The sequence below is a fragment of the Rhizobium sp. 2MFCol3.1 genome, assembly GCF_000377565.1.
Classification (GTDB): Bacteria; Pseudomonadota; Alphaproteobacteria; order Rhizobiales; family Rhizobiaceae; genus Rhizobium.
In genome coordinates this window covers 218932-239113 of record NZ_KB898360.1, presented here as the reverse complement: position 1 = coordinate 239113, position 20182 = coordinate 218932, and the positions used below count along the sequence as shown (strand labels likewise).

The 20182-nt window shown below is 62.5% G+C and carries 20 protein-coding genes; 11 read left to right on the top strand and 9 right to left on the bottom strand.

Going from position 1 to position 20182, the window contains the following annotated elements:
- Positions 1–363: IS110 family transposase (locus tag D460_RS0117300; protein ID WP_018899602.1), on the top strand; the 363-nt coding region annotated here is incomplete at its 5' end.
- Positions 364–514: 151 nt separating this feature from the next.
- Here D460_RS0117300 and D460_RS0117295 read toward each other — a convergent pair.
- Complete coding sequence (locus D460_RS0117295; protein WP_018899835.1) at positions 515–2038, bottom strand: TRAP transporter large permease subunit; 1524 nt, start codon at positions 2036–2038, stop codon at positions 515–517.
- A 21-nt stretch (positions 2039–2059) separates the two neighbouring features.
- Positions 2060–2599, bottom strand: a complete 540-nt coding sequence (locus D460_RS0117290; protein WP_018899834.1) for a TRAP transporter small permease subunit — start codon at positions 2597–2599, stop codon at positions 2060–2062.
- A gap of 330 nt (positions 2600–2929) precedes the next feature.
- On the opposite strand from D460_RS0117290, the gene D460_RS0117285 reads away from it, so the two are divergent.
- The 3 genes from D460_RS0117285 to D460_RS0117275 all read left to right on the top strand — a co-directional run bounded on the left by D460_RS0117285 (position 2930) and on the right by D460_RS0117275 (position 6543).
- Positions 2930–5233 carry an EAL domain-containing protein gene (locus D460_RS0117285; protein WP_026283257.1) on the top strand — a complete coding sequence of 768 codons (2304 nt, stop codon included), beginning with the start codon at positions 2930–2932 and terminating at the stop codon, positions 5231–5233.
- A 159-nt stretch (positions 5234–5392) separates the two neighbouring features.
- Entirely contained in the window at positions 5393–6145 is a 753-nt protein-coding gene (locus tag D460_RS0117280) for a hypothetical protein (RefSeq protein WP_026283256.1), read from the top strand.
- A 173-nt stretch (positions 6146–6318) separates the two neighbouring features.
- Entirely contained in the window at positions 6319–6543 is a 225-nt protein-coding gene (locus D460_RS0117275) for an aa3-type cytochrome c oxidase subunit IV (RefSeq protein ID WP_018899831.1), read from the top strand.
- Positions 6544–6638: 95 nt separating this feature from the next.
- Here D460_RS0117275 and D460_RS0117270 read toward each other — a convergent pair whose 3' ends face one another.
- The 4 genes from D460_RS0117270 to rpsU (D460_RS0117255) form a co-directional block, all read right to left on the bottom strand.
- Positions 6639–8297 carry a sensor histidine kinase gene (locus D460_RS0117270; protein WP_018899830.1) on the bottom strand — a complete coding sequence of 553 codons (1659 nt, stop codon included), beginning with the start codon at positions 8295–8297 and terminating at the stop codon, positions 6639–6641.
- A gap of 216 nt (positions 8298–8513) precedes the next feature.
- Positions 8514–9575, bottom strand: coding sequence for an FAD-dependent oxidoreductase (locus D460_RS0117265; RefSeq protein ID WP_018899829.1), 1062 nt, complete (start codon positions 9573–9575; stop codon positions 8514–8516).
- Between the two features lie 31 nt (positions 9576–9606).
- Complete coding sequence (locus D460_RS0117260) at positions 9607–10470, bottom strand: tetratricopeptide repeat protein (protein WP_018899828.1); 864 nt, start codon at positions 10468–10470, stop codon at positions 9607–9609.
- 134 nt (positions 10471–10604) lie between these two features.
- A complete protein-coding gene (gene rpsU / locus D460_RS0117255; protein WP_018899827.1) occupies positions 10605–10820 on the bottom strand; it encodes a 30S ribosomal protein S21 in 216 nt (71 codons plus the stop codon).
- 705 nt (positions 10821–11525) lie between these two features.
- On the opposite strand from rpsU (D460_RS0117255), the gene rpsU (D460_RS0117245) reads away from it, so the two are divergent.
- The 3 genes from rpsU (D460_RS0117245) to D460_RS0117235 all read left to right on the top strand — a co-directional run bounded on the left by rpsU (D460_RS0117245) (position 11526) and on the right by D460_RS0117235 (position 13413).
- A complete protein-coding gene (gene rpsU, locus D460_RS0117245; RefSeq protein WP_018899825.1) occupies positions 11526–11765 on the top strand; it encodes a 30S ribosomal protein S21 in 240 nt (79 codons plus the stop codon).
- A 34-nt stretch (positions 11766–11799) separates the two neighbouring features.
- Positions 11800–12024 carry a hypothetical protein gene (locus D460_RS0117240; RefSeq protein ID WP_018899824.1) on the top strand — a complete coding sequence of 75 codons (225 nt, stop codon included), beginning with the start codon at positions 11800–11802 and terminating at the stop codon, positions 12022–12024.
- Positions 12025–12231: 207 nt separating this feature from the next.
- On the top strand, positions 12232–13413 hold the full coding sequence (locus D460_RS0117235) for a TadE/TadG family type IV pilus assembly protein (protein WP_018899823.1): 1182 nt from the start codon (positions 12232–12234) through the stop codon (positions 13411–13413).
- Positions 13414–13427: 14 nt separating this feature from the next.
- On the opposite strand, the gene D460_RS0117230 is transcribed toward D460_RS0117235, so the two are convergent.
- From D460_RS0117230 to D460_RS0117220, 3 genes are all read right to left on the bottom strand, one after another.
- A complete protein-coding gene (locus D460_RS0117230) occupies positions 13428–13865 on the bottom strand; it encodes a VOC family protein (protein ID WP_018899822.1) in 438 nt (145 codons plus the stop codon).
- A 14-nt stretch (positions 13866–13879) separates the two neighbouring features.
- On the bottom strand, positions 13880–14146 hold the full coding sequence (locus D460_RS0117225) for a DUF2277 domain-containing protein (protein WP_018899821.1): 267 nt from the start codon (positions 14144–14146) through the stop codon (positions 13880–13882).
- A 103-nt stretch (positions 14147–14249) separates the two neighbouring features.
- Entirely contained in the window at positions 14250–14672 is a 423-nt protein-coding gene (locus tag D460_RS0117220; protein WP_018899820.1) for a DUF930 domain-containing protein, read from the bottom strand.
- A 268-nt stretch (positions 14673–14940) separates the two neighbouring features.
- Between D460_RS0117220 and D460_RS0117215 the strand changes: the two genes are divergently transcribed.
- Genes D460_RS0117215 through D460_RS0117200 form a run of 4 tightly spaced genes read left to right on the top strand, consistent with a single transcriptional unit; the run spans position 14941 to position 20079 of the window.
- Positions 14941–16194: a sarcosine oxidase subunit beta family protein gene (locus tag D460_RS0117215; protein WP_016557052.1), complete on the top strand. Its 1254-nt coding sequence runs from the start codon at positions 14941–14943 to the stop codon at positions 16192–16194.
- A 12-nt stretch (positions 16195–16206) separates the two neighbouring features.
- A complete protein-coding gene (locus D460_RS0117210) occupies positions 16207–16548 on the top strand; it encodes a sarcosine oxidase subunit delta (RefSeq protein WP_018899819.1) in 342 nt (113 codons plus the stop codon).
- On the top strand, positions 16545–19538 hold the full coding sequence (locus D460_RS0117205; protein ID WP_018899818.1) for a sarcosine oxidase subunit alpha: 2994 nt from the start codon (positions 16545–16547) through the stop codon (positions 19536–19538). Before D460_RS0117210 ends, D460_RS0117205 begins: the two co-directional genes overlap by 4 nt.
- On the top strand, positions 19531–20079 hold the full coding sequence (locus tag D460_RS0117200) for a sarcosine oxidase subunit gamma (protein WP_018899817.1): 549 nt from the start codon (positions 19531–19533) through the stop codon (positions 20077–20079). The genes D460_RS0117205 and D460_RS0117200 overlap by 8 nt, the downstream gene beginning before the upstream one ends.
- The last annotated feature ends 103 nt before the right edge of the window (positions 20080–20182 follow it).

Below are 20182 nucleotides of genomic sequence, written 5' to 3'. Positions count from 1 at the left end.
ATCAAGGGGATCGGGGTGCGCAGCGCGCTTTGCCTCGTCATCCGCATGCCCGAGCTCGGCCATGCCGGCCGCAACGAGGTCGCCGCTCTTGCCGGTGTCGCACCCTATGATGACGACAGCGGCAAGCATCGCGGCAGGCGCAGGATCCAGGGCGGTCGCGAAAGGCTGCGCAAGAGCCTGTTCATGTGCGCCTTCACCGCCCGCCGGCACAATCCGGATCTGGCGGCCTTCTACAAGCGGTTGCGCGGCAACGGCAAGGAGCACCTGTGCGCGGTCATCGCGGTGGCCAGAAAACTCGTCATTCTCGCCAACACAATCCTCACCAGGCAGACCGAATGGACGCCGAAATATGTGAAAGGATGAGACATGGTTGCTCCCCGCTGGGGAGAAGAGACTCTTGGCGGGCCGCTCGCTCCATCTTTCCTTCGCCCCAGCGGGGAGAAGGTGGCCCGAAGGGTCGGATGAGGGGGCTCCGGTCTCCCACCCATCCAAAATCATTATCCAACTGAAACCCCTACTTGATCACCGGCGGCTGGCTCAAATCCGGCTGCGCAGGCTTCACCTGTGCCGGCGGTTGCCCCGGCAAGCCATTCATCGGCGGCAGCGACAGGCCGGGCATGCCGGGTGGGGTGCCCATCGGCGGTAATCCAAGCCCGTTGCCGCCAAAGCCGGGCACCTCGATCTTGATAGAATTCAGATCCACCTCCGGCCCCTTCTTCAGCCAGTAGGTTACCGATTGCGGCCAGAAGATCACGATGGCGACGAGGATGAGCTGCATGCCGACCCAGGGCAGGGCACCCATGTAGATATCGGAGGTCTTGACGCTGCGGTCGGCGATCGAGCGGAGATAGAAGAGCGCGAAGCCGAAGGGCGGGTGCATGAAGCTCGTCTGCATGTTGACGCAGATCAGCACGCCGAACCAGATCAGGTCGATGCCGAGCGCGGAGGCGACCGGGGCCAGCATCGGGATGACGATGAAGGCGATCTCGAAGAAATCGAGGAAGAAGGCGAGCACGAAGATGAAGATATTGACGAAGATCAGGAAGCCCACCGGGCCGCCGGGGATGCCCGAGAGCATGTGCTCGATCCAGCGCGAGCCGTCCATGCCCTGAAAAACGAGACTGAAGCAGGTGGAGCCGATCAGGATCATCACCACCATCGACGTGATGTGCATGGTGGAGCGCATCGCCTCCTGCATCAGCGGCCAGGTCAGGCGGCGGTGCATGGCGGCGAGCGCCATGGCGCCGACGACGCCGAGCGCGCCGGCCTCGGTCGGGGTCGCGAGCCCCATGAAGATGGTGCCGAGCACAAGGAAGATCAGCACGATCGAGGGCACCATGCCCGACAGCACCTTGAAGAGCAGCGCCCAGGTGAAATCGCCGCGCACCTCCTTGGGGAGCGGCGGCACGGAGGCCGGCTTCACGATCGACAGGATCAGGATGTAGATCATGAAGATCGCCACCTGCAGGATCGAGGGGCCGATGGCGCCGAGATACATGTCTCCCACCGACTTGCCGAGCTGATCGGCGAGCACCACGAGGACGAGGGAGGGCGGGATGACCTGGGTGATGGTGCCGGATGCGGCGATGACGCCGGTGGCGAGCCTCGGGCTATAGCCGTAGCGCAGCATGATGGGCAGCGAGATGACGCCCATGGTGATGACGGAGGCCGCGACCGTTCCGGTGATGGCGCCGAGTACCGCGCCGACGAGGATGACGGCATAGGCAAGGCCGCCGGGGATGCGGCCGAAGAGCTTGCCCATGCCCTCCAGCAGATCTTCCGCCAGGCCGCAGCGCTCCAATATGGCGCCCATGAAAGTGAAGAAGGGGATGGCGAGCAGGAGATCGTTGGAGACGATGCCGAAGAAGCGCAATGGGAGCGCCTGCAGGAAGGCCTCGCTGAAATGGCCGATGGCGACGCCGATGATGCCGAAAAACAGGCCGACGGCGGCCAGCGAAAAGGCCACCGGGAAACCGTAGAGCATGAAAAGGACCATGCCCACGAACATGGCCGGCGGAATGATGCCGAAATCGAACAATGGCTTTCCTCCCGGTCGCGGTTACTGCAGCGGCTTTTCGTATTTGGTCTCGACGACCAAATGACCCGTCAGCGCGGCGATGCGCTTGATCAGCTCGGAGAGACCCTGCAGCGTCAAAAGGCCGAAGCCGGCGACCAGGATGAGCTTGACCGGCCAGCGGATCAGACCACCGGCATTGGAGGAGACCTCGTGCTGGACATAGGAGAGCCAGAAGAAGGGCCAGCAGAGCCATGTGAGGAAGATGCAGGCGGGAAGCAGGAAGACGATCAGCCCGATCGTGTCGATCCACAGACGTGCCCGGTCGGACACCGAGCCGTAGATCAGGTCGACGCGGACATGTTCGTTCATTCTGAGCGTATGGGCGGCACCCAGCACGACGACGAAGGCAAAGAGATACCACTGGATCTCGAGCCAGCCGTTGGAGCTGTAGTTGAAGGTGTAGCGGATCAGCGCGTTGGCGGCGCTGATCAGGCAACAGAACAGCACCATATATTCGGACAGCTTGCCCATGAACTGGCTGACAGCATCGATCAGCCGGCTGGCGGCTAGAAAAACCGGCATGCCTTTCCCCCTCCTATTTCATGGGTTTTACCCCATGCTCTCCCACCTCAAGTGGTAGATCAGGGACCCTGAAATTGGAAGCGGAAAGCCCGGATGTTGGATTATAGTCTTATATCGCGGGCGAACCGCCAGCAGCACTTGCCGGCGAGGATGGCGACAACCTCTGGATGGACCGCCTTATTGTGAAACATCCCCGTCAAGCTGCAAAAACAGCCGATTCTCGGCGTGTCTCTCGCTAAGATTGCAGAAAAATCAACCAAATGTGTGCGTGCCCTGAAATCAATTTTTAAAGGGTTGGCGGTAATGTTTCGCCGCACAGGGAAAGTATGGATGAAGCCACATAACCCGAACAGGGTCCCTACTGACGTATATCTGTCGTTTGTGAGTTCCCTTTTCGGGAACCGGATGACGCTCGTCGCGGGTGTGGCCGTGCATGTCGTTGCGTTTCTCGCCGTCGCCGCCAAGACCGATTCCCCGTTTTACGTCCTGCTCTCCATCGCCTTCCTCATCGTCTTCGCCGGGCGCATGATCACCTTTCGCATGTTCGACAAGGTGGACAAGTCGACGCTTTCGCGCGAGCGGATCGAGCATTGGGAGACGATCTATGTGATCGGCGCCGCCTCGACGGCCGCCATTCTCGGCATCGGCAGCGGATACGCGATCTTCTTCCTGCAGGACCCGTTCGCCGAACTCGCCTGCACGGCGGTGACGATGGCCTCGATGGTCTCGGTCGTCGGCCGCAACTACGGTTCGCAGAAGGCGATCGACCTGCAGACGCTGGCCTGCTGCCTGCCGATGATCCTCTGCAGCCTGATGGCGCTCGATTTCTATCGCACCATGCTGTCGGTGTTTCTCATCCCGTTCGGCCTGACGACGCGGGCCATGGCCAACGGCGTGCGCGAATTCCTCTATGAGAACGTGATTGCCCGCCGCGAGATCACCCAGATCGCCGATCGTTTCGACACGGCGCTCAACAACATGCCGCACGGCCTCGTCATGGTCGATCCGGAAAATCGCATCCAGGTGATCAACCGCAAGGCCTGCGATCTCCTGAAGATCGGCGATCCCGGCCGGCTGAAGGATCGCGATCTCGGCGCGGTGCTGCGCTATGGCGCGCGCTACAGCTTCATGGATTCGACGCAGCCGGAGCTCATCCTCCGGCAGATGACGCATGTCGCCGAGGGCAAGCTGTCGCGCACACTCATTCATTTCCCCGAGGACCTGTCGCTGGAGTTTTCCGCGAGCCGCCGCGCCGATGGCGGCGCCGTGCTGATCTTCGAAGATGTGTCGAGCCGCGTGAAGGCGGAGCAGAAGATCCTGCACATGGTGCGCTACGACGCGCTGACCGGCCTGCCGAACCGCGAGTATTTCAGCCATCTCGTGCAGGACTATCTCAACAAGCATCACAAGAAGCGCGGCCCTGTCGGCTTCATGGTTCTCGATATCGACGAGTTCAAGCACGTCAACGATATGCGCGGCCATATCACCGGCGACCATCTGCTCTGCAACATCGCCAACCGGATCGAGGAACAGGCGCGCAAGGCCATCGTCGGCCGCTTGATGGGCGACCAGTTCATCCTGTTCTTCCCGCATGCCAAGGATAACGAGGCGCTCGACGCCGAGATCCGGCGCGTCCACGCCGCGATCCAGGGCAATTACGAAGCCGATGACGTGACCTTCCTGGTCTCGCTCTCGGCCGGCTTCGCGATCCTCGAGAGCGATGCATTCGCCATGGACGAATGGAGCATCAAGGCCGATCTCGCGCTGTCTGAAGCAAAGTCCAAGGAGCGCGGCGGCATTGCCGGCTTCGAGCGCGAAATGGATGGCCGCTATATCGAGCAGCAGAAGCTGAAGGCGGATCTGCGCGAAGCCGTCGCCAACCAGGGCCTCAGCGTCGCCTACCAGCCGATGTTCAAGGCCGATGGCACGCGGATCGAATGCGCCGAGGCACTGTCGCGCTGGGTGCACCCCGAAAAGGGCTCGATCCCGCCTGATGTCTTCATCCGTCTCGCCGAAGAGATGGGTATCATTTCCGAGATCACCCGCTTCGTGCTGATGAAGGCCTGCGCCGACTGCATGACCTGGCCGGAGCATGTTGCCGTCTCGGTCAACCTCTCGGCGCGAGACCTGCGCGACGCCGATATCCTGGCGGTCGTCGCCCAGGCGCTCGACAATTCCGGCCTGGAGCCGGAGCGGCTGCACCTGGAGATCACCGAAAGCTGCCTGATCGACGAGCCGGCCGCCGTGCGCGCCATCCTCGCGCAGCTTCGCGCGTCGGGCATCACGATCGCCATCGACGACTTCGGCACCGGTTTCTCCAGCCTCAGCTATCTCGATACGCTGCCGCTCGATATCGTCAAGATCGACCGCTCGTTCCTGCGCAACATCGTCGAGGACGGCCGCCGCCTGAAGTTGTTGCGCGGCACGGTCAACCTGGCGCGCGAGCTCGGCCTGAAGATCGTCACCGAGGGTGTCGAGACGACCGAGCAGCTGGCGCTTCTCAACAAGTACCGGGCGACCGATCTTGTCCAGGGCTACGTGTTCTCGCCGGCCGTTCCGTCGCAGAACATCGTACTCCTCTCGCAGAGTCTGAGCCGCCGCTCGACGCCGCGCAAACGCCCGAGAGTTGCATAAATCCACCCGTCAGAATGTTTAAGACCACGCTGATAAGCATGTGTTTTCCGCGAGCCTGTTAACCTTAACAACTCAAATCTAAGGCAAATTTTAATTAATTCTTGCCCTTCTCGCGGTTCCGTATGATTAATGGCCCGTTAACTTTTGGGCCGGGATGCAATGGTGGACAACTCTTTAAAGACGAGTGATTTCAGCAGTAAAATTCTCGAAGTGATGGACCACGTGGAGTACCGCCGTATTGAGAGCGGTGAGGACATGGAAGAGGTCGAGCGGCTGCGTTTCAAAGCCTACAAGGCGCGCGAAGTGCTTCCCGTTGCGGCCAAGTCGATGATCGACGATGCCGATTTCGACAGCCAGGCCTATGTGTTCGGTCTCTACTATTACGAGCAGCTGGTCAGCACGATCCGCATTCACCACGTGACACCGGATCATCGCGTGTCGCAATCGGGCGGGATCTTTCCGGCCGAGATGGATGCGTTCCTCGATGCCGGCATGAGCCTCATAGACCCGGCGCGGTTCGCCGCCGATCCGGAACTCAGCACCGAGCTGCCGTGGATACCTTATCTGACGCTGCGGCCGAATATCGTGGCGGCGGCGCATTTCAGGGCCGACCGCGTGATGCAGCATGTTCGTCCAGCTCATGCCGCCTTCTACAAGCGCGTCTTTTATGCCGACACCGTCGTCGCTAACCGGATGACCGAGACCTACGGTTTCGAGCTGACGCTGATGGCGACCAATGTGATCGAGGTCGGGCGCAAGCTTTTGACGCGCTATCCGTTCTTCATCTCCAGCGCCAGCGAGCAGCGGATGATGTTTTCGCGCGATCCCGCCGGCGGCATGCCGCCGCTCAACATCATTCCGACGGCGCGCTTCATGCCCGAGGGTGATCTCGGAACCGATCTGCCGCTTTGAGCGGCGATCAGCAATGCATGAGACGGCCGCTCGCCTGCGGCACTCTCATGCATTGCGCTTTTGAAGGCTTTGTGTAATTCCTCTAGCGGGACATTTGCGCGTGGGAGCGTGCGGATGAGAAAGTCATGCGGCCGCATCGTGATGCGGGCCGGGGTTTCAGGGAGATGACAAGCATGGCCGAGCACAATACCGGACCCGCCGAAGTCGGCGCGCCGATGGACTATCCAGCGCACGAGCAGACCTACAACATGTTCCTGGCGGCCGCGAAGTTCGGCACGCTGTTTCTGATCGCGCTGCTGCTCGGCATGACCGCCGGCTTCTTCGCCGGCGCCGGCCTTCTTGGCGGCATCGTGGTGCTGCTGATCGTGTTCATTGCGGGCCTCGTGCTGCTGCGCTAAGCGCGGCCCGCGGGCTTATCCAGATAATTCGAAGTGATCGATCCGGGTGGGTGACCGCCCGGATTTCGTTCGTGCGCGTGTGGTGGGGGATTGCTTCAGTCGCGCTGCAGCACGCGGCGCGGCGCCGTCAGTTCCCAGCGCAGACCTTCCGGGCGGAAGTCGACGTGGACGCTGCCGCTGAAGGCGGCGGCGGCGTGGTTCTTGATGACTGTCGTGCCGAAGCCGGAGCGCTCGGGTGCTGTGACAGGCGGGCCGTTGCGCTCGTCCCAGACGACGCGGAGCATCTCCTCGGTGTGCTCGTCTTCCTGGATGCTCTGCCAGTAGAGTCTGACGCGGCCCTGAGGGACGGAGAGCGCGCCGTACTTGATCGAGTTGGTGGCGAGTTCATGCAGGGTGAGGCCGAGGTTCTGCACGGCCTCGGGCTTCAGCATGAAATCGGTGCCGGTCACCTCGATCTGCTGCAAAGCGTGCGGGAAGGCTTCAAGGTGGATGTCGATGACACGGCGCAGCGACGCGCCGGCCCATTGCTCGCTGGTCAGAAGCTGGATCGAGCGCGCCAACCCCTCGAGGCGATCGGCGACGGCTGCCTGGTATTCCTCCACCGAGCTCGCCTGCCGGGCGATTTGGCGCATCATCGCCTGGGCGAGCGCAAGCAGGTTCTTGGTGCGGTGGACGAGCTCGTTCATGACAAAATGCAGCCGGTCTTCCGTCTGGCTGCGGTCGAAGGAGGCGTTGGAGAGCGCCACGGCCACGCGGTTGGCCTCGATCACGCTGGTTTCGATCGGCGCGACGATGTGGCCTTCGCCCATGCGGTTGGCCATATCGGCGATGGCGCGAATGGTGGTGCGGACCTGGCGTGCGACGATATAGGCGCCGAAGATGGCGACCAAGAGCAGCGCGATGCCGCCGATGATCAGGAAACGCCATGTCGTGAGGATCGAGGCCTGGGCGGTGGCGACCGGTCCCCAAACCACGGCCTTCCACGACCAGCCGGGGATCTGCGCATAGCCGAGCAAGGCCTTCGGCATGACGACGCTGTCTTCGTAGACGCCGCTCGAATTGATCAGCTCGGGAAGGATGCGGGGGTCGAAAGGCTTGCCGAAGGCGAGATTGGTTGCGCCGGCGGAGGCGACCACATGGCCGCTTTGATCGAGGATCGCGGCCGACCAGTCGGACGACAGGCCCTCCGTCGAGACCATCTTGGCGAGATCCTTGGCGTTCTGGGTGACGATCAAGGCCGCGACGTCGCCGATCTTGACGGGCATGGCGACGTTGTAGACCCACTCGCCGCTGGTGCGGCCCATGAAGACATCGGATGCCTCGATGCGGCCGGAGCGCATGACCGATTCGACGGATGGCAGATTGGCCACCTTGCCGAGCGGCGTGCCGTAATCGACGCGGGTGTTGAGCAGCAGCTGGCCCGACTTGTCCACCGCCAGCACGTAGAGCGTGTCGCCACGCATCGCGGTTTCGGTACGATTATGGAAGGCGGCGAAATCGTCGTGCTCGAGTTCTGGCGAGGTCGAGAGCAGCCGCAGCGTGGTCGCCATGTCCTGCAGCTGGCGGTCGACGGTGCGGGCTAGGGCTGTCGCGTCCTGTGCGGTCTCGCGCTTCAGGATCGAGCGCTGGCTGTCTTCCAGCTGGCCGAGCAGCAATGCCACCAGCGCGAAGATGGGGAGCGCCACGGCAACGGCCATCGCGATCAGGTATGTACCGATCGAAGCCTTGGGGAAGAAACGCAGGCTACGCTTCATCGGCACTGGCACCGCCTGACGCGTGAGAGAACGGCCGCGGACACAGATTTCCAACAGGTAACAGCAGAGAGTTCAACCACAATATCCGCCCTCAACGCGCTATCACATTCCCGATAGCCTGCTATCGAACGTGTCGCATGTTAGGGGCAGGGGGAATTGGTTGCAACACACTAAAACATGCCAGAGGGCATTTGTCGGTCAGTGTTGCGTGCGCTGTCAGAGGAAGCGGCCGGGCCGGAAGGGCGTGAGCATCGGATCGCTCTCGCCCTGCAAAATCTCGCTGGAGGCGAGCATGCCGGCGAGTGGCGCCAGCGTTACGCCGGAGTGCATGACGGCGATATAGAGGCCGTCGCAGACGTCGCCGATGACAGGGAAACCGTCTTTCGGCGTCGGGCGGTAGCCGACGGTGAAGAAATCCATGGCGAGCGACTGGCTGTCGGCAAGTGCGACCTTCACCTTGGCGAACAGGGCTTGCGCCGTCGCATGCTGGTCCTCGCCCGGCTGGGCGCCGCCGAAATCGCTGCCGGCGATGATGCGGCCTTCAGCGGTCTGGCGCATGTGCAGCTCCGGCGCCATGACGAGGCCGTTCAAGAGCCTTGCATGCGGGCGGGAATGGACGATGAGGCCGGCCGGCGTTTCGATCGGCAGCGTGATGCCGATGCTTGCGGTCAAGGGCCCAGTGCCGGCGCCGGAGGCGAGCACGACATGATCGGCCTCCATCACGCCCGCCGACGTCACCACGCCGGAGATACGCTCGCCGGTGCGCAGCAGCCCGCGCACGGCGGCGTCGATGACGGTCGCGCCGCGCGTCTTGGCATCGGCGAGCATCATGCGGGCGGCGGCGACCGGCTCGACGGCCCCTTCCTCGGCAACGACCACGGCGTGGTCGGGATGATTGGCGAGATGAGGTTCGCGCTTGCGGATCGCATCGCCATCGACGCGCTCGATGCCGTAGCCCCAGGCGCCGTGCTCGGCGATGAAGGCTTCCAGCCGCTCCGGCGGAAGATCCCAGGAGAGGCTGCCGCACCATTCGAGCGGCAGGCCTGGCAGTTCGCCGGCAAATCTCTTCCACTCGGCCATCGAGCGGCGGCGGAAGCGATAGTAGAATTCGGGATTACCCCAGCTGGCGTTGATCCAAGAGAAGGAGCAGGGGGTGGCGACGCCGCCATTATCCTCGGCGACGACGGTGACTTTGGCGCCATCGCGGGCAAGATGCCAGGCGATGGAAGCGCCGATGATGCCGGCGCCGACGACGATCACATGCGGTTTGGCAGCCATCGTCGTCCTCGTCCTCCGTAATTGGGCTGGATCAGCCGGCGGCGCTGACGCGGGCGAGGCCGTCCTTGGCAGGCTGGTATTTCGGGCTGAGGCCGATGGCGTGGCGATAGGAGCGGGCGGCCTTCTGCTTGTCGCCGCGGCGCTCGTAGACCAGCGCCTGGTTCGCCCAGCTCTCGGCGATGTTGCCGTTCAGCTCGATCGCGTGGTTGAAGTCGGCGAAGGCGTTGTCGTCGTCATTGAGAGCGATGTAGGAAATGCCGCGGCCGTTATAAGGCTCCGGCGAGTTCGGCGAGAGCGAGATCGCCTTGGAGAAATCGTCGATCGCCTTGGCCTGGTCGTTGCGCTTCTGGAAGATCAGGCCGCGATTGTGGTAGGCGCGGCCGTCGGTGGTGCCGTTCTGGATCGCCTTGTTGAAATCGTTGAAGGCGGCGTCGTCCTGGCCGGCGGTGCGGTAGACGTTGCCGCGGCCGATCAGAGCCACGTCGTAATTCGGGTTGATCTGCAGCGCCGAATTGTAATCCTGGATCGCCTGCTGCTGCTGGCCCATGTTGCGGTAGACGAGCGCGCGGTTGGCGTAGGCCTGGTAGAATTTCGGATTGATCTGCAGCGCGGTGTTGAAATCGTTCAGCGCCGCGCGGAAATCGCCGCCGCGACCATAGGCGGAACCGCGAACGTTGTAACCCTCGGGATCGCGCGGGTTGGCGTTGATGACCGAGGTCAGCGATGCGATGTTTTCCTGCGAGCCCTGGGCCTTGTCGATGCGGATGACGGCATCGGAGGTGCTGTTCGTGGTGCAGCCGGCGAGGCCGAGAGCGGCGACCAGCGCCAGCACGGGCAGGGCGGTCATTTTCGTCGACGAACGCAAGGATCGGGCATTCAACATCGTATCAGCCATGCGGGCTCGTTTTCCCCATTACGGCCGGCCGGTCTTGAGACGGGCAGGCGAAGCAGCAAACAAAAAAGGCGGTGGCGACCAGATCGCCCCCGCCAACATGCATCTGAAAACGTCGAAATAACGACGGGAACGCCTTAGCGTGCAGCAACTCCGCCTTCGCGCTGAAGGCGCTTGCGGGCCAGCTTGCGAACGCGACGAACAGCTTCAGCCTTTTCGCGAGCGCGCTTTTCCGAAGGCTTTTCGTAGTAGTCGCGCATCTTCATTTCGCGGAAAATGCCTTCGCGCTGCATTTTCTTCTTGAGAGCGCGGAGAGCCTGGTCAACATTGTTGTCGCGGACGAGTACCTGCACGAGAATCACGTTCCTTTGGTTCGGTTGATGCCTGGGTCATCCCAATGACAGAGGCAAAAAATGTTCATTCCGCGCGGCAGCGCCTCGCGATTGGTGTGCGGGATAGCAGATCACTTGGCCGAAGTCCATATGGATCAGTGGGTTTCAGCCGAAAAAACCCTGCAATCCAGGCTCGCATTGGCGCAAAAGGTATTTTCCCCCTCGCATCGCGCCACAAGTGCCCCATGCGGCGCCCGAAAGCCCCGTGACGGCAGGGCATGGCGGCTAATTCCGGTTCGTTCCTTGCATCGGCTGCCGTTTGCACTATAATTGCGCCATCGACTATTGCTTGTGACCTTTGTCAAAGAGCCCAATCGCTCCGTCAGATCTCCTCTCAAAATCGATCATGCCCGGCACGCAATTGTCGGGAAATGCCTCGCATTGGAAGTGATCATTGGTATCGCTGCGAGGATCGGCTTTTTGCCGGTCGCCTCAGGATTTCGATCCTCCGGCGCAGCAGTTCAGACCGTTTCGGGGCCCTGGGTCTCGATTGTCGAAATTGCCGGCGGCGATTTCGGCACCACTTAGCCGGCATCCTCGATGCCAGACACGAAACCGCGACGATTGCCGCCAAGACATCCCGGCCTAGCTTAGTCAGCCAAGGACAGGAACAGTTTTCGGCTCGTCACAAACCGGCAATTCATTGCCGCAAGAAAGGAATACAATTTGCAGGTTCTCGTCAGGGATAACAATGTCGACCAGGCGCTCCGCGTCCTGAAGAAGAAGATGCAGCGCGAAGGTCTCTTCCGCGAATTCAAGGCGCGCAGCGCCTATGAAAAGCCGTCGGAAAAGCGCGTGCGCGAAAAGGCCGAAGCCGTTCGCCGCCAGCGCAAGCTGACCCGCAAGAAGCTGCAGCGCGAAGGCTTGCTTCCTGCGCCGAAGAAGGCCGTGCGTCCGGCCCGCTAAAGGCTAGCCCAACGCTTAGATGTAGAGAGCACAGATGACTTCAGACAATGAATTCTTCAATCAGGCCAAGCTCTCGTCTCGCGATAAGGCTGTCGTGACCGACACGACGGCCCGTGCGATCATTTCAGCCGAGGCCGCGGCTCGCGAATTGAAGACGGAGAAGCTCAAGGCTCTCCGCCTGCAACGCGCTGCCGAGGCCCCGCCTGAGGCCGAGCCCGCCAAGAAAAAGCGGGCAACGTCCAAGGCCGCGTCCTCCTGATCTCGGAGCGCCCGATCGGGCACGCGTCATTCCTCTCGACATTCGGTTGATTATGCACATCGGCATCGGCCCCCTTTGGGTCTGTGTCGCCGAGCTGTGGTTTATTCCTCTGTTCTAAAATGACCCGAACTTCTCGGTAGGCTTACCTCCGGTTAAGTTCGATTCAACGTGCGATGGCACTTTTGCGCCGCGTGCTCGTTTTCGAGCATGCTGTACGTTCAAGACATAAAGCGCCTCCTGAGGCGCCGGGATGGAAACTTCGGCATCACCACCGCGCTCGTGCTGCCTATCCTGGTGGGCGTCGCGGGATTGGCGGTCGATACCGCCAACCTCTCCCTGTCGCAGCGCCAGTTGCAGGAAGCGACGGATGCGTCGGCCCTTGCTGTCTCGACCGCGCTTATGAAGGGAACCGCCGACGAGACGTCAGGCAAGACGCTGGGGCTCGATTTTCTCTCCGGCCAGGTGGCCAGCATTGCCGGCAGCACGGCTGCGGCGGCCGCCAAGCAAGCGGCCACGGTGTCGATCACGACGACGACCACCGCAGCCGGCAAGAATTTTGTGGTTGCTGTCAATGCGTCGATGCCGGTGACTCTGTCGCCGCTGAGCGCGCTTATCGCCGGCAATACGAAGACCGTGTCCGCCGGCAGCAAGACCACCAGCGGCTCGGGCACAACGAAGAACGGCATCTCGATCGAGCTTCTAATCGACGCATCGACATCGATGGCCGACGATGTGAACGGTTTGAAGTGCACGCTCGGCCTGCTTGGCATCTGCCTCATCACCCCGCCTGGCTATTACGCCAAGATCGACGCGTTGAAGAGTGCCGCGGGCAAGCTGTTCGACTCGCTCGACAAGTACGATCCGACCCCTCGCTATGTGCGAAGCGGCGCGATTTCCTACACGAGTAGCATCAAGGGGCAATCGGCGATGGCCTGGGGCACGACAGACGCCCGCAACCACGTCAAGAACATCACAATCGTAGGAAATAGCGGCACGGACGCGACGGCGGCTGTGAAAACGGCGAATGCAAATATCGCCCAGAACTCATATGGCACGGACAAGGAAAGCGTCGAGCAGGCGAAGAAGCTCAATACGAGTTCGGACCGCATCATCGTGTTGATGACCGATGGCGACATGACCGGCGACAGCAGTACATGGAACAGCAATCTCGATCAATCCGTGCGCAACGAATGCACCAACGCCAAGGCGGCCGGCATCAAGATCTATACGGTGGCCTTCATGGCGCCGGACAAGGGCAAGGCGCTCTTGAAATTCTGCGCCTCCACCGAAGCAAACTATTACGAGCCGAACACGATGGATGCGTTGACGGCGGCGTTCAGCTCGATCGGCGAGGCGGCGACCAAAACGATGAGCCGGCTGACGAATTGAGCTTGGGGAAGCGGCTAGTCCAGTTCCTGGGCAAGGCCGATCAATAGCCCGCCCGGACCCCTGATGTAGCAGAGCCGATAGGCATCCTTATATTGCACCAGCTCGCCTTCGAGCCGGGCGCCGCGTTTGCCGAGGCGTTCGAGCGTGTCGTCGATGTCTTCAACGGCGAACATGACGCGAAGATAGCCGAGAGCGTTGACCGGGGCGTCGCGGTGATCGGCGATGATCTCAGGCGAGATGAAGCGGGAGAGTTCGAGGCGGCTGTGGCCATCCGGCGTGCGCATCATGGCGATCTCGACTTGCTGGTCGCCGAGCCCGGTGATGCGCCCGGCCCACTCGCCCTCGACCATGGTGCGGCCCTCGAGTTCAAGGCCGAGTTCGCGGAAGAAATCGATCGTCTCGTCGAGGTCGTCGACGACGATGCCGACATTGTCCATGCGATTGACTGCCATGCGCCCTGCCTCCCTCACGCAAACCGGAGTGCTGATTTCGCGCGCGCCTTGGCGGCCACTTCCTCGCGGTCGCGGGGCGGTTGAGAGGTTTCGAGGTTGTCCAGCAGCTCGCGGGCGCAGGCCGCGATCGACGAGACGGCGGCCTCGAAGGCTTCCTCGTTGCGCTTCGACGGCTTGTTGGTGCCGCTCAGCTTGCGCACGAACTGGAGCGCCGCATCATGGATTTCCGCGTCCGTTGCCGGCGGGTCGAAATTGAACAAGGGTTTGATATTCCGGCACATGCCTTGCCTCCCTTTCCCGTCATGCCGCACGGTTGTGGGGCGTGATCTACAGGGAAAGCTAGGCAAGGGGGCGGCGATTGCAACCGCAAGCGATGTCAGCCGCTTACGGATAGAGATAATACCGCGTCCAGTCCTTGTGGGCGATGATTGCACCGCGCTTGAAGGTGAAGGCGACGATCGAGAGGTGGTCGGGGCTTGTCGTGCAGGCGTAGGAGAGGCGGTACCAGTTGCCGTTGCGCCGGAACACCGCGCCGTCTGCATCGACATGCACCGCCGTGCGCTTGGGATGCGAGAAGGTGTAGGAGATGACCTTGTCGGCCTGAAGACGATCCATCGCCTCGATGTCGCAACGCTGGTCGAGTTGATCGACCGGGGTGAGCTTCTTGATCTGGGAGATCGTTCTGCTGTCGAGCGCCAGCACGTTGGTCGAAACGACGCAAATCGTAAAAAGGGCGAGGGCTGTGTTGATAAGGGCGGAGCCCGGCTTGAATAGGGCGGGGCCTATCTGGGGGAGTAGCTTTGCCATGCCGGGCGACTAGCACGCGCTTTCAAAGCCGATCAAGGTCGGGCGGGACGCGATCACGACATTGGGATTTCATCCGGCGATTTCGTGTAGGCCATTTCGCGCGGTCGGTGAAAATGTCGCAGCCTCTCTTCCGCCGCATCCGGCGCAATCTTGCGCCGTGTCAAAACAAAAGCCTCCCGGCGTCGCAAAAGAAACGTTGTGCCGCATTTGGATTTGCGATTTGTATGGCCGACGACAGGGGATTTTCCCCGCAAGGAGATCAAGGCGGATGCGCAGATATTCGGTTTTTGCCGTGGCACGTGAGGCTCTGAGGGGCCACAAGGGCTGGGACAAGCAATGGACGTCGCCGGAGCCGCGCGCCGAATACGACGTCATCATCATCGGTGGCGGCGGACATGGCCTGGGCGCGGCCTATTATCTGGCCAAGGAGCACGGCATCACCAATGTCGCGGTGCTCGAAAAGGGCTGGCTCGGCGGCGGCAATACCGGCCGCAACACGACCATCATCCGCTCGAACTATCTCTATGAAGAGAGCATGCACATCTACGAGCATTCGATGAAGCTCTGGGAGAACCTCTCGCAGGATCTCAACTACAATGTCATGTATTCTCCGCGCGGCGTGATGATGCTGTCGCACAATGTGCACGACCAGCAGTCCTTCAAGCGCCATATCCATGCCAATCGCCTCTACGGCATCGACAATGAATGGCTGACGCCGGAACAGGCCAAGGCTTATTGTCCGCCGCTCGATATCTCCGCCAGCGCTCGCTATCCGATCAACGGTGCGGCCCTGCAGCGTCGCGGCGGCACGGCGCGTCACGATGCGGTTGCCTGGGGCTATGCGCGTGCGGCGTCCGATCGCGGCGTCCACATCATCCAGAACTGCGAAGTGACCGGCATTCGCCGCGGCCCCGACGGTCGCGTCACCGGTGTCGAGACATCGCGCGGCTTCATCGGCGCCAAGAAGGTCGGCGTTTCGGCTGCCGGCCACACGACCACGGTCATGAAGATGGCCGATGTGCGCGTGCCGCTGCAATCGAGCCCGCTGCAGGCGCTGGTATCGGAACCCTTGAAGCCGATCTTCCCCTGCGTGGTCATGTCCAACACGGTGCATGCCTATATCTCGCAGTCCGACAAGGGCGAGCTCGTCATCGGCGCCGGCACCGACCAGTACAATTCCTACAGCCAGACCGGCGGCCTGCAGATCATCACGCATACGCTCGATGCCATCTGCGAACTCTTCCCGATGTTCCGCCGCGTCAAGATGATGCGCCAGTGGGGCGGTATCGTCGACAACACGCCGGATCGCTCGGCCATCCAGTCGAAGACGCCGGTTCCGGGGCTCTACGTCAACTGCGGCTGGGGCACCGGCGGCTTCAAGGCGACGCCGGGCTCGGCCAATCTCTTCGCGCACCTCATTGCCCGCGACGAGGCGCACAAGTTCAATGCCGGCCTGACGCTGGACCGCTTCCGCACCGGCCGTCTGATCGACGAAGCCGCCGCAGCAGCCGTCGCGCACTGACACGAGGACATCATGCTTCTTATCTATTGCCCATACTGTCAGGAAGAGCGCTCCGAGCTCGAATTCCGCGGCGCCGGCGATGCGCATATCGCCCGCCCGACCAACATCGCAGAAATCTCCGACGAACAGTTCGAGGAGTTCTTCTTCCTTCGCGACAACCCGAAGGGGCTGATCTTCGAGCGCTGGCGCCACCAGCACGGATGCGGCCGCTTCTTCAACGCGGCGCGCGACACGATCAGCGACAAGTTCATCATGACGTACAAGGCCGGCGAGCCGAAGCCCGATATCGGTGCGGCCGTAACGCCCCATGCTCCCGTCGAGACCTATGAGCAGCTCGAAGGAGAAGCGAAATGAGCGCTGCGAACCGCATTTCAGGCAAGGGCCGCCTGACGCCCGCCAAGACCGCGCGCTTCACCTTCGACGGCAAGACCTATACCGCGCTCGAGGGTGACACCGTCGCCTCGGCGCTGATTGCCAACAACATCCATCTGGTCGGCCGCTCGTTCAAGTATCACCGCCCGCGCGGCATTTTGTCGGCAGGTGCCGAGGAGCCGAACGCGCTGATCGACGTGTCGCGCGATGCAGCCCGCAAGCAGCCGAACGTGCGCGCCACGGTGCAGGAAGTGTTCGACGGCATGATCGTCGAATCGCAGAACCGCTTCCCGTCGCTTTCCTTCGATATCGGCGGCATCAACAACCTGCTCTCGCCCTTCTTCGCGGCCGGTTTCTACTACAAGACCTTCATGTGGCCGAAGGCCGCCTGGAAGAGCCTCTATGAGCCGATCATTCGCCGCGCGGCCGGCCTCGGCGTTGCGCCGAAGGAAGCCGATCCCGATCACTATGCCGGCCGTTACGCGCATTGCGACGTGCTCGTCGTCGGTGCCGGCGTGGCTGGTCTTTCGGCGGCTCTTGCCGCGGCGCAGACCGGCGCCAAGGTCATCCTCTGCGACGAGCAGGCCGATGTCGGCGGCGCGCTGCGCTACGATAGCGGCGTGACGATCGACGGCCTTTCCGGCTACGAGTGGGCGCAGAAGACGGTTGCGGCTCTGAAGGCGATGGACAATGTGCAGGTTCTGACCCGCACCACGGCTTTCGGTTATTATAACCACAATTTCGTCGGCCTCGCCGAGCGCGTGACCGACCATGTCGCCAACCCGAGCCGCCATCTGCCGCGCGAGCGTCTGTGGCAGCTGCGCGCCAAACGCGTCATCCTCGCCAATGGCGCCATCGAGCGCCACATGGTGTTCCCGAACAACGACCGTCCGGGCATCATGCTGGCATCCGCCGCGCGCATGTATCTCAACCAGTACGGCGTTGCCGTCGGCCAGAAGGTCGGTGTCTATACAGCGCACGACTCGGCCTATGAGGCAGCCTTCGATCTGAAGCGCGCAGGCGTCGAGATCGCGGCGATCGTCGATACCAGGCAGACGCCGGGTGCGGCCGTGTTGGCCGAGGCCCGTTCGCTCGGCATCGATGTTCTCGCCGGCCAGTCGGTTATCAACACATCCGGCAAGCTGCGCATCGCGTCGATGACGGTTGCCCGCAACGGCGGCGGCTCGCCGCGCAAGATCGCGGTCGATGCGCTGCTCGTTTCGGCCGGCTGGACGCCTTCGGTGCACCTGTTCTCGCAGTCGCGCGGCAAGGTGAAGTTCGAGCCGGAAACCCAGCGCTTCCTGCCCGGCACCTATGCCCAGGATTGCCTCTCCGTCGGCGCCTGCAACGGCACCGACGACCTGCAGCGGACGATCGAGGAATCGCTTGCTGCCGGCGAGCTGATGGCGCAGGCTGCCGGCAAGGCGTCCGCTGGCAAGATCAGCATCTCGGCCGAGCAGGCGCATCAGTGGACCGGCGGGATGATCGGTGCGGCCGAAGGGGCGGGTCCGGAGACCAGCGCCAAGGCCTTCATCGATTTCCAGCACGACGTCTGCGCCAAGGATATCCGCCTTGCCGTGCGCGAGGGAATGCACTCGATCGAGCACATCAAGCGCTTCACGACCAACGGCATGGCCTCCGACCAAGGCAAGCTCTCCAACATGCACGGTCTGGCGATCGCCGCCGAGATGCTGGGCAAGGAGATCCCGCAGGTCGGTCTCACCACCTTCCGTGCGCCCTATACGCCGGTGACCTATGGCACGCTGATCGCGCATTCGCGAGGCGAGCTGTTCGACCCGACGCGCAAGACGCCGCTGCACCAGTGGGAAGAGGCCCAGGGGGCGGTGTTCGAGGATGTCGGCAACTGGAAGCGCGCGTGGTTCTACCCGCGCGCCGGCGAGACGATGCACCAGGCAGTGGCGCGCGAATGCAAGACGGCGCGTGATGTTGCCGGCGTGTTCGATGCCTCGACGCTCGGCAAGATCGAGGTCGTCGGGCCCGATGCCGCCGAGTTCATGAACCTGATGTACACCAACGCCTGGGACACGCTGAAGCCTGGCAAGTGCCGCTACGGCATCATGACCCGCGACGACGGCTTCGTTTATGACGACGGCGTCGTCGGGCGCTTGGCCGACGATCGCTTCCACGTGACGACGACGACGGGCGGCGCGCCGCGCGTGTTGAACCACATGGAAGACTATCTGCAGACCGAATTCCCGCATCTGAAGGTGTGGCTGACGTCTGTGACCGAGCAGTGGGCGGTTATCGCCGTGCAGGGTCCGAAGGCGCGCGAGATCATCGCGCCGCTGGTAGAAGGCGTCGATATTTCCAACGACGCCTTCCCGCATATGAGCGTTGCCGAGTGCACGGTCATGGGCGTTCCGGCACGTCTCTTCCGCGTGTCGTTCACCGGCGAGACCGGCTTTGAAATCAACGTGCCGGCCGATTACGGCCAGTCGGTTCTCGAAGCGGTCTGGGCCAATGCCGAACCGCTCGGCGCCTGCGTCTACGGCACCGAGACGATGCACGTTCTTCGCGCCGAGAAGGGCTACATCATCGTCGGCCAGGATACGGATGGCACCGTGACCCCTGACGATGCCGGCCTCAACTGGGCGGTATCGAAGAAGAAGACCGACTTCGTTGGCATTCGCGGCCTGAAGCGGCCGGATTTGGTCAAGGAAGGCCGCAAGCAGCTGGTCGGCCTCGTCACCAAGGATCCGACGCTGGTGCTCGAAGAGGGCGCGCAGGTCGTCGCCAACCCGAACGAGCCGAAGCCGATGACGATGCTGGGTCACGTCACCTCCTCTTACTGGTCGGAAAACCTCGGCAAGTCGATCGCGTTCGCGCTGGTCGCCGGCGGCCGCAAGCGCATGGGCGAGACGCTCTATGTGCCGATGCCCGACAAGACGATCGCGGTCGAGGTGACGGATATGGTGTTCTTTGACAAGGAAGGAGGCCGCATCAATGGCTGATACGGCAGTTCGCACATCCGTTCTCACGGGCAAGCAGGGCGGCTCCGCCAGCGTACGGCTGACGGCCGCGCCGAATGCCACGCGCGTTGCGCTTCGCGCACCGGCGGAATCGCTTTCGGCTATCTCGTCGGCGCTCGGCGTGACCGTTCCCGACGCGCCGAAGACCTCGGGCCGCAAGGGCGGCCGCGCCGCTCTCTGGCTCGGGCCGGACGAATGGCTGGTCATCGACGAGAGCGGCGCCGACATGATGGGCGCGCTGAGGGATGTGGGCGTCGTGCATTCGGCGACCGACGTCTCGCACCGCAACGTCGCGATCATCGTCTCCGGCCCCGGCGCCGAAACGACGATCTCCACGGGCTGCCCGCAGGACCTCTCGCTCGAAGCCTTCCCCGTCGGCGCCTGCTCGCGCACGCTGTTCGGCAAGGCCGAGATCGTGCTCTTCCGCACCGAGGAGGATACGTTCCGGGTGGAATGCTGGCGCTCCTTCGCGGACTTCGTCTTCGGTCTGCTCGCCGAGGGCGCCGAGGATGCGGGGCACTGAGCTTCGCCTTGTTGTGATAATGCGATCGGGGACGGTGCAGGTGCGCTGTCCCCGATTTGCTTTTGGTCGATGTGCTTTCGATTGTCGGATGCGGGCATTCGTA

Excerpts from the sequence above, each read along its gene's own strand:
- D460_RS0117290 (WP_018899834.1), bottom strand. The coding sequence starts at position 2,599 with ATGCCGGTTTTTCTAGCCGCCAGCCGGCTGATCGATGCTGTCAGCCAG.
- D460_RS0117285 (WP_026283257.1), top strand. The coding sequence starts at position 2,930 with ATGAAGCCACATAACCCGAACAGGGTCCCTACTGACGTATATCTGTCG.
- D460_RS0117280 (WP_026283256.1), top strand. The coding sequence starts at position 5,393 with ATGGTGGACAACTCTTTAAAGACGAGTGATTTCAGCAGTAAAATTCTC.
- D460_RS0117275 (WP_018899831.1), top strand. The coding sequence starts at position 6,319 with ATGGCCGAGCACAATACCGGACCCGCCGAAGTCGGCGCGCCGATGGAC.
- D460_RS0117270 (WP_018899830.1), bottom strand. The coding sequence starts at position 8,297 with ATGAAGCGTAGCCTGCGTTTCTTCCCCAAGGCTTCGATCGGTACATAC.
- D460_RS0117265 (WP_018899829.1), bottom strand. The coding sequence starts at position 9,575 with ATGGCTGCCAAACCGCATGTGATCGTCGTCGGCGCCGGCATCATCGGC.
- D460_RS0117260 (WP_018899828.1), bottom strand. The coding sequence starts at position 10,470 with ATGGCTGATACGATGTTGAATGCCCGATCCTTGCGTTCGTCGACGAAA.
- D460_RS0117240 (WP_018899824.1), top strand. The coding sequence starts at position 11,800 with ATGACTTCAGACAATGAATTCTTCAATCAGGCCAAGCTCTCGTCTCGC.
- D460_RS0117235 (WP_018899823.1), top strand. The coding sequence starts at position 12,232 with ATGCTGTACGTTCAAGACATAAAGCGCCTCCTGAGGCGCCGGGATGGA.
- D460_RS0117230 (WP_018899822.1), bottom strand. The coding sequence starts at position 13,865 with ATGGCAGTCAATCGCATGGACAATGTCGGCATCGTCGTCGACGACCTC.
- D460_RS0117225 (WP_018899821.1), bottom strand. The coding sequence starts at position 14,146 with ATGTGCCGGAATATCAAACCCTTGTTCAATTTCGACCCGCCGGCAACG.
- D460_RS0117220 (WP_018899820.1), bottom strand. The coding sequence starts at position 14,672 with ATGGCAAAGCTACTCCCCCAGATAGGCCCCGCCCTATTCAAGCCGGGC.
- D460_RS0117215 (WP_016557052.1), top strand. The coding sequence starts at position 14,941 with ATGCGCAGATATTCGGTTTTTGCCGTGGCACGTGAGGCTCTGAGGGGC.
- D460_RS0117210 (WP_018899819.1), top strand. The coding sequence starts at position 16,207 with ATGCTTCTTATCTATTGCCCATACTGTCAGGAAGAGCGCTCCGAGCTC.
- D460_RS0117205 (WP_018899818.1), top strand. The coding sequence starts at position 16,545 with ATGAGCGCTGCGAACCGCATTTCAGGCAAGGGCCGCCTGACGCCCGCC.
- D460_RS0117200 (WP_018899817.1), top strand. The coding sequence starts at position 19,531 with ATGGCTGATACGGCAGTTCGCACATCCGTTCTCACGGGCAAGCAGGGC.